Consider the following 14,701-nt stretch of genomic DNA (forward strand, 5'->3'; position numbering starts at 1 on the left):
GCCGTCCCATTGGCCGGTTGAAGAAGTCCTAATTTATCGAGCATCTGTTTGAAAAGCTCCCTATTTTCCGCAATATCGATGGATTCAGCAGTAGTTCCCAAAATAGGCGCACCGCTTTTTCTCAGAGGAATTGCCAGATTTAAAGGAGTCTGCCCCCCAAACTGCACAATCACCCCCATGGGCTTTTCTATTTCTATCACATTAAGCACATCTTCCAAGGTAAGCGGTTCAAAATAAAGCCTATCAGAGGTATCATAATCAGTAGAAACCGTCTCGGGATTACAGTTAATCATAATGCTTTCAATCCCCTCTTCACGCAGTGCATAAGAAGCATGACAACAGCAGTAATCGAATTCGATACCTTGACCAATACGATTTGGGCCTCCCCCTAAAATTATTACCTTTTTTCTCTTGCCTGCACGCGCCTCTTCTTTTGTCTCATAGGTAGAATAAAAATAAGGCCTCTCTGCCTTAAATTCTCCCGCACAAGTATCTACCAACTTATAAACAGGATTCACTTTCATTTTGTTTCTAAATTCCCTTATTTTCTCCTCTCGGGTATTTAGTAAATAAGCAAGCTGGCGATCGGAAAATCCATTTTCTTTTGCCCGTCTAAGCAAATCCCTAGATATTTCAATTTTACCTTTAGCACTTGGGCATTTGAACTTTTTAATTTCTTCTTCTATCTCAATTAATTCTTTTATATTCTCAAGAAACCAACGGTCAATTTTAGAAAGTTCGTAAATCTCATTTATAGAAACCCCTGCTTTGATTGCATATCTTATGTAAAATATCCTTTCATCGTTAGGGATGCGAATTTTTTCTTTTATCATCTTTATTAGACTATCATCAGGTTTTCTTAATACTTCATCGCTAATCTTATCCTTACCATCCGCTCCTAATCCAAAGCGTCCAATTTCTATTGAACGGATCCCTTTTTGGAGGGCTTCTTTAAAGTTTCTTCCAATGGACATTGCTTCCCCTACCGCCTTCATGGAAGTGCCAATTATCCGCTCTGCCCGAGAAAATTTCTCAAAGGTAAACCTGCAGATTTTGAAAACGCAATAGTCTACAGTGGGCTCAAAGAATGATGTGGTCTTACCCGTAATTTGATTCATTACTTCTGGAAGCGTAAACCCTACTGCAAGCTTTGTGGCTACTCTTGCAATAGGAAAACCCGTAGCCTTGGAAGCTAAGGCAGAAGAACGACTAAGGCGGGGGTTCATCTCAATGATTACGATATGCCCATTTTCCGGATTTTGAGCAAATTGGATGTTTGCTCCTCCTCCGGAAATTCCCACCCGGTGCATAATCTTCCGACATAAATTGACAAAACTTGTATATTCTGCATAGGTAAGCGTCTGACTGGGGGCAACCACCATACTGTCACCAGTATGCACCCCCATTGGGTCAACATTTTCCATAGAAGTAATTATAATCACATTATCTGCAGAGTCACGTATTGCTTCAAACTCAATCTCTTTCCAGCCCAATACCGACTGTTCTACCAACACCTGATGTACGGGACTTGTTTCTAACCCCTTTGCCAAGGCAGATTCAAATTCTTCCCTATTGTAAACCACTGTCCCTCCACTACCACCAAGACAATATGCTGGTCTTAAAATAAGTGGAAAACCAATCTCTTTTCCAATTACCATTCCTCCTTCAACTGTATGGGCAATACCGCTTTTGGGCACATCTATTCCAATATCCTGCATTGCGGTTTTGAAAAGCTTGCGGTCTTCCGCACACGAAATTGCCTCTACTGAGGCTCCGATAGATTCCACTCCGTATTTCTTAAGAACACCTTCTTTCATAAGGAAGAAAGCAAGATTTAGTCCCGTCTGTCCACCAAGAGTAGGCAGAAGCGCATCGGGCTTCTCTTTAGCAATAATTTTTGCCACCGAATCTACTGTGAGTGGCTCTATATAAGTTTTGTCTGCCATTCCAGGGTCAGTCATAATAGTTGCCGGATTAGAATTTACCAGAATAGTAAAATACCCCTCCTCTTTTAGAGCTTTGCAAGCCTGCGAACCGGAATAGTCAAATTCACATGCCTGGCCAATGATGATCGGGCCCGAACCGATTACCAAAATTCTTCTGATATCTTTGCGCTTAGCCATCTTACCTTCCTGTCATTCTTAGAAATTTAGTGAAAATTGGATGAGGCTTTCCAGCTTCTAAACTTAGAGGATAATACTCTATACCAATTAGTTTTAATTTTTTACTTTCTATTTCTTCTATGGTCTGGTCATTTAAATTATATCCTGTAATTTTTAATTCTTTTTTCTTATCTACCTCTAGCCGGTCTACCACCCAAACATGATTCTGTACTGTTATCTCTCCCTTTTGAGAACCCGGCCTCATCAGGGGATAATTTAATCCGCGATGCCCCAACTTCATCTTTTTGAGTTTCAATCCCAAAGCTTCTGCTAAAACATGAAAACCGGTAGAGATACCTAAAAGAGGAATTTTCCCTATCAAAGGTCTTATATTCTCTACAACCCCTAGAAGTTTCAAATCCTCTTCAGGTCCATGAGAGATAATTAGACCATTAAGTTTTAAATCCCGCAACTCTTCAAAAGAAGTTCTGTAAGGTAACAAAATCAACTGAACTCCCAAATTCTCCCATTGCGAAATAATGCTTTTAGTTAACCCCAAATCTAAAATACCTATCCTTGTTTTTGCATTTTGTTTTCCACATACTCTCTTTTTCTTAATCGAAATTTCCTCCAAGAAAGAGCTCTTTCTTTTTTTAAAACTTTCTATCTTCCTCAAAAGCTTAAGCACTGAGGAGTTTTCAGAAGCAATAATCCCCCCCATTTCTCCTTTTTCTCTCAAATGAACCATTAATGTCCTTGTATCCACATCAGTTATGGCTATGGTTCTATTTCTTTCCAAGAAACATTCAAGACTTTCTTTTGCCTGCCAGTTAGAAAAAATACGTGATTTTTCTTTTATCACTAACCCTTGGCACCAAATTCTTTCAGATTCATTAAACTTAGGACTTACTCCATAATTACCAATCAGGGGGTAAGTAAAGACTATAATCTTACCTACATTGCTGGGGTCGGTTATCACCTCTTGATATCCTACCACACCGGTATTAAAAATAACTTTTCCTATGGCTTCACCACCTGCCCCCGCAAATTTCCCTTCAAAAACCGTTTCATCTTCCAAAACTAATTTTGCCCTATTTATACCCATTTGCTCCCCTTTCCTAATAACCTAGGTCTTATTTAGAACAGAGTTCTCTGTTTCTCTTTTTTATCTATTTCTTCCTTATTAAAAATCTCAACCCTCCCGTATTCTCCATCATAGCCGGGGAGGATGTTTAAAATTCCTTTTCTTACACGCATAATCCCTTCTGCTATTTGAGGAGAAAGAGTATCGTAAAGCTTTTTTTCAGAAAGTTCAAAGAGGATATCGAATTCCGTGCCCAAGTGTCCCACGATTCGTAAATACTCCTGTTTCACCTGTTGCGTATCTGCCCCTATTCCTCTCGCAGAAGCAATGATTTCTTCCAAAGGAACCATTTTTTTAAAAGGAATGGCATTTTCGGGAGAGAAATTCTCTCCTCTATCCGCAAGCTGCTCTACGCGATGCATAACGCCAATGGTAAGATGCTTCCCACATTTAGGACATATGCCTTTAAACTTGAGGGTTTCTTGGGGAGAGAGTCGAATCTCGCAATTGCGATGGCCATCGTAATGATATTTACCTTCTTGGGGGAAAAATTCTACCGTAAAAAGAAATCTCGTTTTATCCTTCTTCTTTAAAATATCTAAAATCTCCAAATAATCAAGCGTCGCATCAAATACATTTGCTTCCCTGCCAATACGCGAAGGAGAATGAGAATCGGAATTGCTAATTAAAGTAAACCTGTCCAAAGAGGAAAGCCTCCAGTTCATTGCCGGATCACTGGATAGACCTGTCTCTAAAACATAAATGTCTTTAGTATATTTGCCAAAACACTCTTCAATACTATCAAATCCCGACTCTGAACCGAAGAGACTGAACCATGGTGTCCAAATATGGCTTGGAACTATTAAGCAATCTTTACTAATCCCTAGAACTATTTCTACCAAATTCTCTGCACTTAAACCCAGCATAGGTCTCCCATCGCTGGAAAGGCTACCATAGCGGGAAAGATGTTCATTTATTTTATCCGCTATCTCAAAAGTAGGAGTAAATATCATATTGTGAATGCGTCGCATGCGTCCATTTTGAAAATATATATTTGATACCTCGGTAGTTAAAATGAAATTTATTCCTTTATATTCAAATAGCCCATATTTTAAAGGACTTAATTTGTGGCGTAATTCTTCAAGCCATAAAAAATGAGTAAAATCTCCTGTTCCTAAAAGATTTATGCCTTTAAAGCGGGCAGATTCTACTAAATGGTCTAAATCCATATCCTTGGAGGTAGCCCGACTGTATTTGGTATGAATATGGAAATCAGCAATTATTTTCATCTCCTCGCATCTCTTCGCTCTTGGTTAAATTTAACCACTTAACCTCTTAACTATTTAACTAATCCCTGCTATTTCTTCTAATGTCTTGGTAATACGCCCCCAGTGTGTCCCTTCCCAATAGATTCGTTTACATTGAGGACATTGCACAAACTCTTCTTGAGTTGCATACACATATTCCGGAACCTTTCCCTTAACTGTTTCTTTATCAATTTCTACCAGGATTTCGTTACAGATTGTGCAACGCATAAACATCGCTTCGGGTTTTATTTCTATCTTAGTCTCATTTATCAACTGTCTTAACTGCTCCTTTAAAAAATCACTTTTTATCAAAATTATCTTTAAACCGTGATGTTCACCTATTCTTCTATCACGAGTAACAATAATGCGCGATTCCTTTATTGCCTTAAAAATTATCTCACTGCGATTACCACTTTTGGCGTAAAAAACATCCAAACCTAAGATACGTAGCCATCTGCATAACCTACCCAGCTCTGGGGTAACCAAAAACTTCATGCGTAAACAAAAGAGATGTTTATTGAGGAGAAGAAGGTAAGGGTTGGTAAACGTCTTTCTTTTCTTTCTCGATATATTGCTTTGTCTCCTCTGTCACATCTATAACCTCTGTCCCTTCAGGAGGATAAAATTCAAATTCCGTATCCGCAATGGGGATATTTACAGAAATGTTTTCATAACTACGACTGAAGACTTCCTTCCCTTCGGGACTATAAAAAACAGTCTTTCTTTCTATTCCTAAAGTGGTATCTATCCATACTTTTAGGCGGGAAAAAGGAATCTCTTGGGTAGTGCCTTGCTTGGGTTCCGCCTCTAAAACAAAACATTCATTTTCTCCCATCATTTCTTTTCCCAGATATTTTATAGAACTTTCCTCTGTATCCTTCAATGGTTTAGAAATATCTTCTTTAGAATATGCGAAATAAGCATCCCCAAATTCTTTCTTTAGACTTGCCAAATCTATTCTTGAAGCCACCTTTAAAAAAGGAAGATGCTGCCACATTATTTCGCCGTTAGAAATTGTTAACTGCGTGGCATTGGGGATATTCGGTATGGCTATTTCTATCCTTATCTTATCCTGTCTTTTAAAAAGACTGCTTCCCTTCATCGACATTTCACCTCCGGGGGTATCCATTTTCAAAGTAAACTCCCCTTTATAGCTATCTATCTGATTAGCCTTCTCCTGAACAATTTTTAAAATTTCCGCTACCTCTTCTCCAAAAGAAATAGAGACACATAACAACTGAAAAACAAACCAACACAAAATAAATTTTTTCATCTTTTCTCCTTTACTCAAAATGGTTAAGCCGCCCATTGTCCAAAAGTAATTTCTCTCCCAAAATAACATATTCCACTACGCCGGGCAATGTCCAGTTTAGGAAGGGCGAGTTTTTAGACTTAGAAACTATCTTTTCCTTTTCCACTTTCCATGATTTATTCAAATCTAAAATTATCAAATCGGCATTTTCTCCTACAGATAACTTTCCTTTATCTAAACCCAATATTTTGCTGGGTAGAAAACTCATTTTTTCTACCAACTGAGAAAGGTTGATTGTTTTTGTCTCTACTAATTCTTTAAGCGCAATTCCCAAAGCTGTCTCTAAACCAATAATCCCAAAACTTGCCTGGCTAAATTCTACATCTTTTTCAAAATCAGCATGAGGAGCATGATCGGTAGCAATAACATCTATAGTCCCATCCTTTAAACCTTCCTTAATTGCCTCTTTATCTTCTTCTGTACGCAGGGGAGGATTTACTTTGCAATTTGTATTATAATCTAAAACACTTTCTTCCGTAAGCGAAAAATAATGGGGACAAGTTTCACAGGTTACTTTTATACCTTCTCTTTTTGCCTGGCGAATTAACTCTACTGACTCTTTGCAAGAAAGATGGGCAATATGAAGTTTTGCTTTCGTTAGCTTCGCCAGTTTTATATCCCTTGCTACCATAATTGTCTCTGCCTCCGGCGGAATACCCTTTAATCCCAGAAAACTTGCACGATATCCTTCGTTCATTAAGCCCCCGCGGGAAAGATTAGTATCTTCACAATGAGAAATAACCAATAAATCAAACATCTTGCTATATTCCATGGCTCTCCGCATCACCTCACTATCCATCACGCTATTACCGTCGTCAGAGAGGGCAATTACCCCTGCTTTCTTTAGTTCTCCTATCTCCGCCAATTCTTTACCCTCCCTTTTCTTAGTAATCGCACCCACGGGATAAATATCAATCAATTTTATCTTTCTATTCTCTAAATAGATAAATTCCACAACTCCCTGATTATCAATAGCTGGTTCTGTATTGGGCATACAACAAAGAGTAGTAACCCCCCCCTTGATTCCTGCTAAAGAACCACTTAAAAGGGTCTCCTCATCCTCTCTTCCCGGCTCTCTCAAATGACAATGCATATCCACCAACCCCGGAAGAATAAATTTCCCCCCCGCATCAATTAACTTATGTCCCTCATCTTTTATATTCTTCTCAATTTTAACAATCTTTCCTTTTTCCACGAGTATATCAAAAACTCCTTCTCGCCCATTTCCTGGATCCACAATATAACCACCCTTAATTAGAATTACTTCCTTCATAAGCCTAAATATCAAAATTTTTGAACTTTACACTTTGCATTTTAAACTTCTTATTCTCTCTCTTGTGATACTAAATATAATACTGCCATCCTTACTGCAATTCCATTAGTAACCTGTTCTAAAATTACTGAATAAGGCCCATCCGCCACTTCAGGAAATATTTCTACACCCCGATTTATCGGGCCAGGATGCATAATTAAAACATCTGGCTTTGCCAACTTTAATTTATCGCGGTCTATACCAAAATTTATAGCATACTCTCTTAAGGAGGGAAAGAAATTTGATTTCTGGCGTTCAAGTTGAATCCTTAAGATATTTAAAACATCTGCGCCCTTTATTGCCTCTTTTATATCGTAAGTAACTTTTACGGGAAACTTTTCCATCCCTGGAGGAATCAAGGTAGGAGGGCCACAGACTGTTACCTCTGCTCCCAATTTCGTAAGCCCCCAAATATTGGAACGTGCCACCCGTGAATGAAGAATGTCTCCAATAATACTTACTTTAAGTCCGGAAATTTTTCCTTTTTTCTCCTTAATCGTAAAGAGGTCTAAAAGTGCTTGGGTGGGGTGCTCGTGGCAACCATCGCCCGCATTAACAACCGAAGCCTCTACCGCTTTCGCCAAAAGATGCGGTGCCCCCGAAGAAGAATGTCGCATTACAATCACATCAATTTTCATTGCTTCAATGTTTTTAGCAGTATCCTTGAGGCTTTCTCCTTTAATCATACTGGATGTGTCCGCAGAAATACTCACTGTATCTGCAGAAAGTCTTTTTGCAGCCAATTCAAAAGAGGTGCGTGTTCTTGTAGAAGGTTCAACGAAGAATAAAACTATGGTTTTTCCTCTTAAGGTAGGGACTTTTTTTATGGGTCTTAAGGAAATCTCTTTAAAAGAATCTGCAGTATCCAAAACTAACTCAATTTCTTCTTTGGACAATTCCGCAAGTCCCAACAAATCTTTTCGTGTCCAATCGGTTTTTTTATCTGTGTCCATTTCCATCATTTGGTGCTAATCTGTTATTTTTTCTTCAATCACTACCTCATCCATACCATCTATTTCTTTCAATTTCACATTAACATTCTCTTTTAAAGAAGTAGGTACATTCTTCCCTACATAATCGGCACGTATCGGTAATTCTCGGTGTCCCCGGTCAATCAAAACTGCCAATTGAATAAGTTTTGGCCTCCCAAAATCAATTAAAGCATCTAAAGCACATCTAATCGTCCTTCCCGTAAACAAAACATCGTCCACCAAAATTATTTTTTTATCGGTGATATCAAAATCTATTTCTGTCTTATGCACAATGGGCTGAGAGGAAAGTAGCGTTAAATCATCACGGTAAAGGGTAATATCCAGAGCACCCAGAGGTAATGTAATCTTGTCAATCTCAGCAATCAATTTCGCAATCCTCTCCCCTAAATAAGCACCCCTTGTTCGAATCCCAACGATTGCTAAATTAGAAAGGTCTTTATTCCTCTCTAAGATCTCATGGGTAATGCGGAGAAGGATTCTTCTTATTCCTTCCTCATCCAAAATCTTGGCTTTTTCGCGAAAAGGCATATTGACCCCACTAAAAAAAAGCCTGTTGGTTAAAACCAACAGGCGCAATTTTCTCTCTTTTAAAACACATTTTAACTCCTTTGCCCGCCTCACTGGACGAGCTTAAAAGGTTTTTAGAAATTATAGCTTTCTATACGTATTTTGTCAAGCTTATTTTTTATTCAGAACAATGATAAACTCCCCACGTGGAGAATTCTTCTGGAAACAAATAATTAAATCAGAAACTTTTCCTCGAACTACCTCTTCAAATTTTTTGGTCAACTCCCGCACTACACAAATTTGACAATCTCCCCAGATTTCTTTAATATCCTGAAGAGTTTTTAACAAGCGATGAGGAGATTCGTAGAAAATGACGGTTCTTTTTTCTTCCTTTAAGCTCTCTAATCTCTTTTTCCTTGCTCCAACTTTTGCTGGCAAAAATCCTTCAAAAATAAATCTATCGGTAGGAAAACCCGATAAAACTAAAGCGCCAACAAAGGCAGTTGGCCCAGGGATAAAAGTTATAGGAATATTATTTTCTATAGCTAATTTTATAATACCTGCTCCTGGGTCAGAAATTCCCGGAGTCCCTGCATCGGAAATTAAAGCAATGTCTTTTCCCTCTTTGAGCAATTTAATCAGTTCTTTACCGCGCCTAATTTTATTATATTCATAATAACTTAAAAGGGGTTTATTTATACCATAATGGGTAGTAAGAATTTTTGTTCTTCTTGTATCCTCACAAGCAATGAGATCAACAGATTTCAAAACCTCAAGCGCTCTTAAGGTAATGTCCTTGAGATTGCCAATAGGAGTTGCTATAATATAAAGCATCTTAGATATAAAATATCCCATAATCAAAATTGTGTCAACCGAAATTGCGCGAGGTAAAAATTTATGAAAAAGACAATCATTGGATTCTTTATCCTTTCCCTAACTTTGATTATAAAAAACCCGCTTTATCAATTTAAACGAAATCCCGAAGTGATACTACATTCCCAAGAAAAATCTCTTTTCCTATCTTCTGGCCTGCGCAGAATAAAAGAATTAAATTCACCCAAAGAATCACAAACAATAGCAGAAAAAGTCATAGAAATATCTAATAGTATATTCGGTAATTATGGCCAGCGTCTTGAAAGAGGAAGTCGGGCAATCGCCGCCTTGCAGTATGGAGATTCGCAGGGATTTGAGTTTCTACGTAAACAAATTGCGACGATGGTCTTACGTGAATCGGGGATTCAAACAGATGCTAAGTGGAATATTCTGGTTATGGATGGTTTTACGGAAATGCGCAATGCATTGAGCATATTTATCAATCCTGGTGATACCGTACTCTATCAAGCAAATTCCAGCCTCAATCCAGAAATGCTTACTCCTTTTGAAATAAGGGGAGCAGAACTATTTGCCTTTGATTTTAACCGTGACCTCGGGCAACTGGAGGAAAAACTAAAAGATTCAAAAGTAAAAATCATCTATCTTCTTTCTGATACCTTAGAAGGAGGGTCCCTCACTCAAGAAAACAAACAGAAACTTTACAACATCGCTAAAAATCATAATACTATTATTGTTGAAGATGCCTCTTTTCGTCCACTGACGGGTGAGAAATCCTTAACTTTAAAATCAATGGATACCAATGACCGTGTGGTTTATTTGGAAGACCTCTCCCATCTAATTGGACAAGGTTTCCGCACTAGTTTTGCCATTGCTCCTTATTGGATAATGAAAAAACTGGAACTGGCAAAACAGGGTTTTACTCTACACCCCAACTGTATCAGTCAAGTTTTTATCTCAGAGTTTATAAGCCGAACTCTCGGAATTCAACCTACTGATTATCAATCAAAAAATCCTCTAAATGAGGAAGAATATACTTGGCAACTAAAAAACGAGGGGCTGTCCTTTACCGAGGAGGATGTTAAATCCTTGTTCGGACAAACAGGAAGAAATCTCTGGCCTTCAGTAATTCGCCAACTCCTCAAGGTAGTGCAAGACCCAAGTATTATCTCTCTTGCAGGAGGCATGCCTGCTGCAGAATTATTTCCTTTCGATGCTATGAAAAATATTTTAGAAAATCTCACCGCGGAAGAATGGCAAGCAGTTTTAAACGAATCTCCCATAAAGGGTCTACCCCAATTAATAGAGGCGATAAAAGGGTGGCTGGGAGCAAGAGGAATTTATGGCGAGGTTTTGGTGACGGACGGGAGTCAACAGGGACTTGACCTCATTGGTCAATTACTGGGCAAATATGGAGATAAAACACGGATTATTACTGACCTTCCTACTTATATAGGAGCCTTATCGGGTTTTTCTCCTTATCTACAAAATGCCCGAGAACAGATAATACATTTTGATTTGGAGAGTTTACTCAATTCACCCCAAGGGCAGTGGCAATTAAAAGAAACGCTAAAATCGATGCAAGAAAAAGGAGATAAATTATTCTTCTACCTTACCCCTACTTTCGGTAATCCTTCAGGAAAGATTATGTCCTTAGAACACCGAAAGCTAATTCTCAGCCTCGCCCAAGAACTAAATATACATATCTTTGAAGATGACCCTTATGGAGAGGTGCGTTGGTATGAAGGAGAAAAAATGCCGTCCCTGCGAGAACTGGATAACAATGGCTCCTCAGTAACCTACTTGACTTCCAATTCTAAGGTATGTGCCCCAGGGTTACGTATAGGATACATCGTTGGTGCAACGGAGATAATTGAAGAGCTTTCCCAAATAAAAGCAAAAATCGCTGGCCCGACTAATTCTTTATCGCAGATGTTGGTAGCTAAGTTTATCTCCAGTGGTTGGCTCGATGAACATGTCCAGCAGGTCATCATACCCGAATATAAAAGGCGCGCCCAGACAATGATTGAAGCTCTCAGACAGTATATGCCCGAAGGAGTAAATTTTACACAGCCAGAAGGGGGATTATTTGTCTGGGTAACTTTACCTCCTGAGATAGACACAACCATGCTTCTAAATAAACTGGCGCGTGAGGGAATTTCTGTAAACGGTACTACTATCAAAGTAGCCTTTGTTCCGGGACCTCCTTTTAATACCGACTCCGCAAAACTTCGTAACTGCCTGCGTTTAAACTTTTCAAATGTAGGAATAGAAAAAATTATCCAAGGAGTTATGGCTCTGGGTGAGGCGGTAAAACAAGCACTCTTGGCGGGCTCACCAGAAAAATAGAACATTTCCTGAAGCAGAAAAGTTATCAGTGTAAAACAAATCTGGCATGCGTAGTAAGGCTACTTTAGATTATCACCTACCCCGCGCACCGTAGTTAAGGCAAGAATCTTATTTTGAATCAATTCTTCAGCGGTAGTTTTAATAATACGCAGAGTTTCTCTACTATATGGTGACAAATAAAATGAGCTAAAGAAAATCCTCACTGCTAAAATGCCCACAATTAACAAAACTCCCACGCCCGCAACAGTCGGTCTAAGCAAAGTTAGCCCCTCTTTTTTTATAACCGTACTCTCTTTTGCAACTTTAACCACCTCTTCTTCTAATCTGTTAAATATCCAATTTGCTATTTTGTTTTTTGAATTTAACTTCTCCAAATCGCAGAAATAGCTAATTGCTTTAAAAATGTCTCGCTCACCTGACGCCTGAATTGCTTGATTTAAAACCATTTCTTCCAACCAAGAAAAACCATCTTTCTGGCTCTCTCCATACTCCTTCAACCACTCCGCCAGCTTAAGTGCAAGAGCTTCCTTTTCCCTAAGGGTTATTTTCTGTAGATAAATTTCGAGGCAATCTTCAAAAAGATAATGACTTAAGAAAAAGTTGCGGTAGTTTTCCAATGCCTTGCGCGTTAAATAAATTTTATGCTTATTACTTAAATGCTGCTGGAGGCTGGTGATATCTCTCCCTTGAAAATGGCGTAGTATAAGGTAATTTCTTTGATTTAAGCGCAGTGTTTCTCCTGTTAAAGGATTAATAATTAAATAACCGGTTTTCTTCTTTTCATTTATTGCATTGATGATTAAATCACCACGGATTTTAAACCTTCTTTCTTCGGGAATATAAACCTCTTCTGACATAAATCACTCTCCTTATATAAAAATATAACATAAAAAGAGGCTTTTGACAAGGATAGTAATTTACTCTACAGTTACCGACTTGGCTAAGTTTCTTGGCTGGTCAACATCGCAACCGCGTAAAACCGCAATGTGGTAGGCTAAAAGCTGTAAGGGTAAAACTGTAATTAAAGGAGTAAATAACTCATCTACTGGAGGAAGCCAAAAAATCTCATCTACATTTTCTTTTATTATCTCATCGCCCCAAGTAGCTAAGGCAATTACTTTTCCTTTTCTTGCTCTCACTTCCTGAATATTAGAAAGCATTTTTTCATAAAGTTTTGTTTTGGGAATAATACAGACTACAGGCATTTTTTCATCAATTAAAGCAATCGGCCCATGTTTCATTTCCCCTCCAGGATATCCTTCAGCATGAATGTAAGAAATCTCTTTTAACTTTAAGGCACCTTCCAAAGCATTGGGAAAATCGCGACCTCTTGCCAAATACAAGAAACAATTTGCTTTAGAGAATCTTTTCGCTATGTTCTTAATTGCCTCTTCTTTTTTAAAGACCTCCTCCATTTTAAAAGAAATTTTCTTAAATTCTTCTAAAAATTCTCTTAAAACCTTATCCTTAATGCCCCCCTTTATCTTTGCCAAGTGAAAAGCAAAAAGATACAGTATTGCCAGTTGCGCAGTATAAGCCTTAGTAGAAGCGACACCAATCTCTGGTCCTGCATGGGTATAAATCACTCCATCTGATTCTCTGGCAATAGAAGAACCCATCACATTGCAGATAGAAATTACCTTTACTCCTTTACTTTTTGCCTCTCTTATAGAGGCTAAAGTATCCGCAGTTTCTCCTGATTGAGAAATTGCTAAAACCAATGTATTTTTGTCTAAAATATGATTCCGATAGCGAAATTCACTTGAGGTATCTACTTCTACAGGAATTCCTACTAATTCTTCAATAATGTACTTACCCACTAAACCTGCATGATAAGCGGTTCCACAAGCAACAATATAAATCTTTTGGAATTTTTTAAGCTCCACATCTATAATCTGCATCTCGTCCAATAAGATTTTTTCTTCAAGAATCCTTCTTCTACATATTTGACTCAATACGCTTGGCTGTTCATAAATTTCCTTAAGCATAAAGTGAGGGTGTCCATTTTTCTCTGCCAAAGAGATATCCCAATCAATTTTATTTATTTTCCGCTTAAGAACTTTTCCCTCAAAATCCTTAATTTCAATTTGATTTTCCGTAATAACTGCCATTTCATAATCATTTAAATAGATAACCAAATTGGTGTAATCCAAAATTGCGGGAATATCCGAAGCAATAAAATTACCATTTTTACCTGTTCCGACAATTAAAGGACTCCCTACACGCACCCCAATTAATTTTTCTGGTTCTCTTTTGGAAACGATACCCAAGGCATAAGCCCCTTTTATATCTTTTAAAGCCCACCTTACCGCAGTTTCCAAATTGCTATCATAATATTTTTCAATTAAATGCGCCACCACCTCGGTATCGGTTTTAGAGAGAAAAACATGTCCCTCTTTGATCAGTTTCTCTTTTAAAATATGGTAATTTTCAATGATTCCATTATGCACTATTGCAATTTCTCCTTTACAGTCTAAATGGGGATGGGCATTAACTTCATTTACCTCTCCATGAGTTGCCCAGCGACTGTGTCCTACCCCTAAACATCCGGAAAGGGGCGCAATCTTTAAAAGCGCTTCTAAATCCCTTACTTTACCAGGAAGCTTACATACGGTAATTCCTCGATTGTCCTTAGAAAGCGTAACCATGCCCGCGGAATCATAGCCTCTATACTCCAATCTTTTTAGACCGTTTAAAAGGATAGGTTGCGCCTCTTCTCTTCCAATATATCCGATTATTCCGCACATATTCTCCTCGCTTCGCTCAGAATGGTTAAATGGGAATTAGTGATTAGTAAAAATCTAACCCTTTAACCATTTAACTATAGATAAGTATGGCGCATTTTTTATGATTTGTCAAGGGGAGAAAAGTTAATCCCTTAATTCGTATTCGATAGGCTCTACCC

12 protein-coding genes are annotated in these 14,701 nt (G+C 38.3%); 1 reads left to right on the top strand and 11 read right to left on the bottom strand.

What is annotated here, in order from left to right; all coding sequences use genetic code 11:
- The 9 genes from carB to rsmI form a co-directional block, all read right to left on the bottom strand.
- Nucleotides 1-2,123: carbamoyl-phosphate synthase large subunit (gene carB / locus NC818_03535; GenBank protein ID MCM8783833.1), on the bottom strand; the 2,123-nt coding region annotated here is incomplete at its 3' end.
- Nucleotide 2,124: 1 nt separating this feature from the next.
- Complete coding sequence (gene carA, locus NC818_03540; GenBank protein ID MCM8783834.1) at nucleotides 2,125-3,207, bottom strand: glutamine-hydrolyzing carbamoyl-phosphate synthase small subunit; 1,083 nt, start codon at nucleotides 3,205-3,207, stop codon at nucleotides 2,125-2,127.
- Nucleotides 3,208-3,239: 32 nt separating this feature from the next.
- Complete coding sequence (locus NC818_03545) at nucleotides 3,240-4,475, bottom strand: endonuclease Q family protein (protein ID MCM8783835.1); 1,236 nt, start codon at nucleotides 4,473-4,475, stop codon at nucleotides 3,240-3,242.
- A 54-nt stretch (nucleotides 4,476-4,529) separates the two neighbouring features.
- Nucleotides 4,530-4,988 (bottom strand): Mut7-C RNAse domain-containing protein, encoded by a 459-nt coding sequence (locus NC818_03550; GenBank protein MCM8783836.1) that lies wholly within the window; start codon nucleotides 4,986-4,988, stop codon nucleotides 4,530-4,532.
- Nucleotides 4,989-5,007: 19 nt separating this feature from the next.
- Nucleotides 5,008-5,766 (bottom strand): outer membrane lipoprotein-sorting protein, encoded by a 759-nt coding sequence (locus NC818_03555; GenBank protein ID MCM8783837.1) that lies wholly within the window; start codon nucleotides 5,764-5,766, stop codon nucleotides 5,008-5,010.
- 10 nt (nucleotides 5,767-5,776) lie between these two features.
- Nucleotides 5,777-7,078 (bottom strand): dihydroorotase, encoded by a 1,302-nt coding sequence (locus tag NC818_03560; protein MCM8783838.1) that lies wholly within the window; start codon nucleotides 7,076-7,078, stop codon nucleotides 5,777-5,779.
- 50 nt (nucleotides 7,079-7,128) lie between these two features.
- Nucleotides 7,129-8,070: an aspartate carbamoyltransferase catalytic subunit gene (locus tag NC818_03565; GenBank protein ID MCM8783839.1), complete on the bottom strand. Its 942-nt coding sequence runs from the start codon at nucleotides 8,068-8,070 to the stop codon at nucleotides 7,129-7,131.
- A gap of 15 nt (nucleotides 8,071-8,085) precedes the next feature.
- A complete protein-coding gene (gene pyrR / locus NC818_03570; GenBank protein MCM8783840.1) occupies nucleotides 8,086-8,637 on the bottom strand; it encodes a bifunctional pyr operon transcriptional regulator/uracil phosphoribosyltransferase PyrR in 552 nt (183 codons plus the stop codon).
- 150 nt (nucleotides 8,638-8,787) lie between these two features.
- Complete coding sequence (gene rsmI, locus NC818_03575; protein MCM8783841.1) at nucleotides 8,788-9,450, bottom strand: 16S rRNA (cytidine(1402)-2'-O)-methyltransferase; 663 nt, start codon at nucleotides 9,448-9,450, stop codon at nucleotides 8,788-8,790.
- A gap of 63 nt (nucleotides 9,451-9,513) precedes the next feature.
- Between rsmI and NC818_03580 the strand changes: the two genes are divergently transcribed.
- A complete protein-coding gene (locus NC818_03580) occupies nucleotides 9,514-11,796 on the top strand; it encodes an aminotransferase class I/II-fold pyridoxal phosphate-dependent enzyme (protein ID MCM8783842.1) in 2,283 nt (760 codons plus the stop codon).
- 59 nt (nucleotides 11,797-11,855) lie between these two features.
- Here the strand turns inward: NC818_03580 and NC818_03585 are convergent, their stop codons facing one another.
- Together NC818_03585 and glmS are read right to left on the bottom strand one after the other, a co-directional pair.
- Nucleotides 11,856-12,653 carry a hypothetical protein gene (locus NC818_03585; GenBank protein ID MCM8783843.1) on the bottom strand — a complete coding sequence of 266 codons (798 nt, stop codon included), beginning with the start codon at nucleotides 12,651-12,653 and terminating at the stop codon, nucleotides 11,856-11,858.
- A gap of 60 nt (nucleotides 12,654-12,713) precedes the next feature.
- Nucleotides 12,714-14,543, bottom strand: a complete 1,830-nt coding sequence (gene glmS / locus NC818_03590; protein MCM8783844.1) for a glutamine--fructose-6-phosphate transaminase (isomerizing) — start codon at nucleotides 14,541-14,543, stop codon at nucleotides 12,714-12,716.
- Between the last annotated feature and the right edge of the window lie 158 nt (nucleotides 14,544-14,701).

This window comes from Candidatus Omnitrophota bacterium, assembly GCA_023819145.1.
Taxonomy (GTDB): Bacteria; Omnitrophota; Gorgyraeia; order DTHP01; family DTHP01; genus JBFWKV01.

What these genes read in the sequence shown, in the direction of transcription:
- carA (MCM8783834.1), bottom strand. Translation starts at nt 3,207, where the DNA reads ATGGGTATAAATAGGGCAAAATTAGTTTTGGAAGATGAAACGGTTTTT.
- NC818_03545 (MCM8783835.1), bottom strand. Translation starts at nt 4,475, where the DNA reads ATGAAAATAATTGCTGATTTCCATATTCATACCAAATACAGTCGGGCT.
- NC818_03550 (MCM8783836.1), bottom strand. Translation starts at nt 4,988, where the DNA reads ATGAAGTTTTTGGTTACCCCAGAGCTGGGTAGGTTATGCAGATGGCTA.
- NC818_03555 (MCM8783837.1), bottom strand. Translation starts at nt 5,766, where the DNA reads ATGAAAAAATTTATTTTGTGTTGGTTTGTTTTTCAGTTGTTATGTGTC.
- NC818_03560 (MCM8783838.1), bottom strand. Translation starts at nt 7,078, where the DNA reads ATGAAGGAAGTAATTCTAATTAAGGGTGGTTATATTGTGGATCCAGGA.
- NC818_03565 (MCM8783839.1), bottom strand. Translation starts at nt 8,070, where the DNA reads ATGGACACAGATAAAAAAACCGATTGGACACGAAAAGATTTGTTGGGA.
- pyrR (MCM8783840.1), bottom strand. Translation starts at nt 8,637, where the DNA reads ATGCCTTTTCGCGAAAAAGCCAAGATTTTGGATGAGGAAGGAATAAGA.
- rsmI (MCM8783841.1), bottom strand. Translation starts at nt 9,450, where the DNA reads ATGCTTTATATTATAGCAACTCCTATTGGCAATCTCAAGGACATTACC.
- NC818_03580 (MCM8783842.1), top strand. Translation starts at nt 9,514, where the DNA reads ATGAAAAAGACAATCATTGGATTCTTTATCCTTTCCCTAACTTTGATT.
- NC818_03585 (MCM8783843.1), bottom strand. Translation starts at nt 12,653, where the DNA reads ATGTCAGAAGAGGTTTATATTCCCGAAGAAAGAAGGTTTAAAATCCGT.
- glmS (MCM8783844.1), bottom strand. Translation starts at nt 14,543, where the DNA reads ATGTGCGGAATAATCGGATATATTGGAAGAGAAGAGGCGCAACCTATC.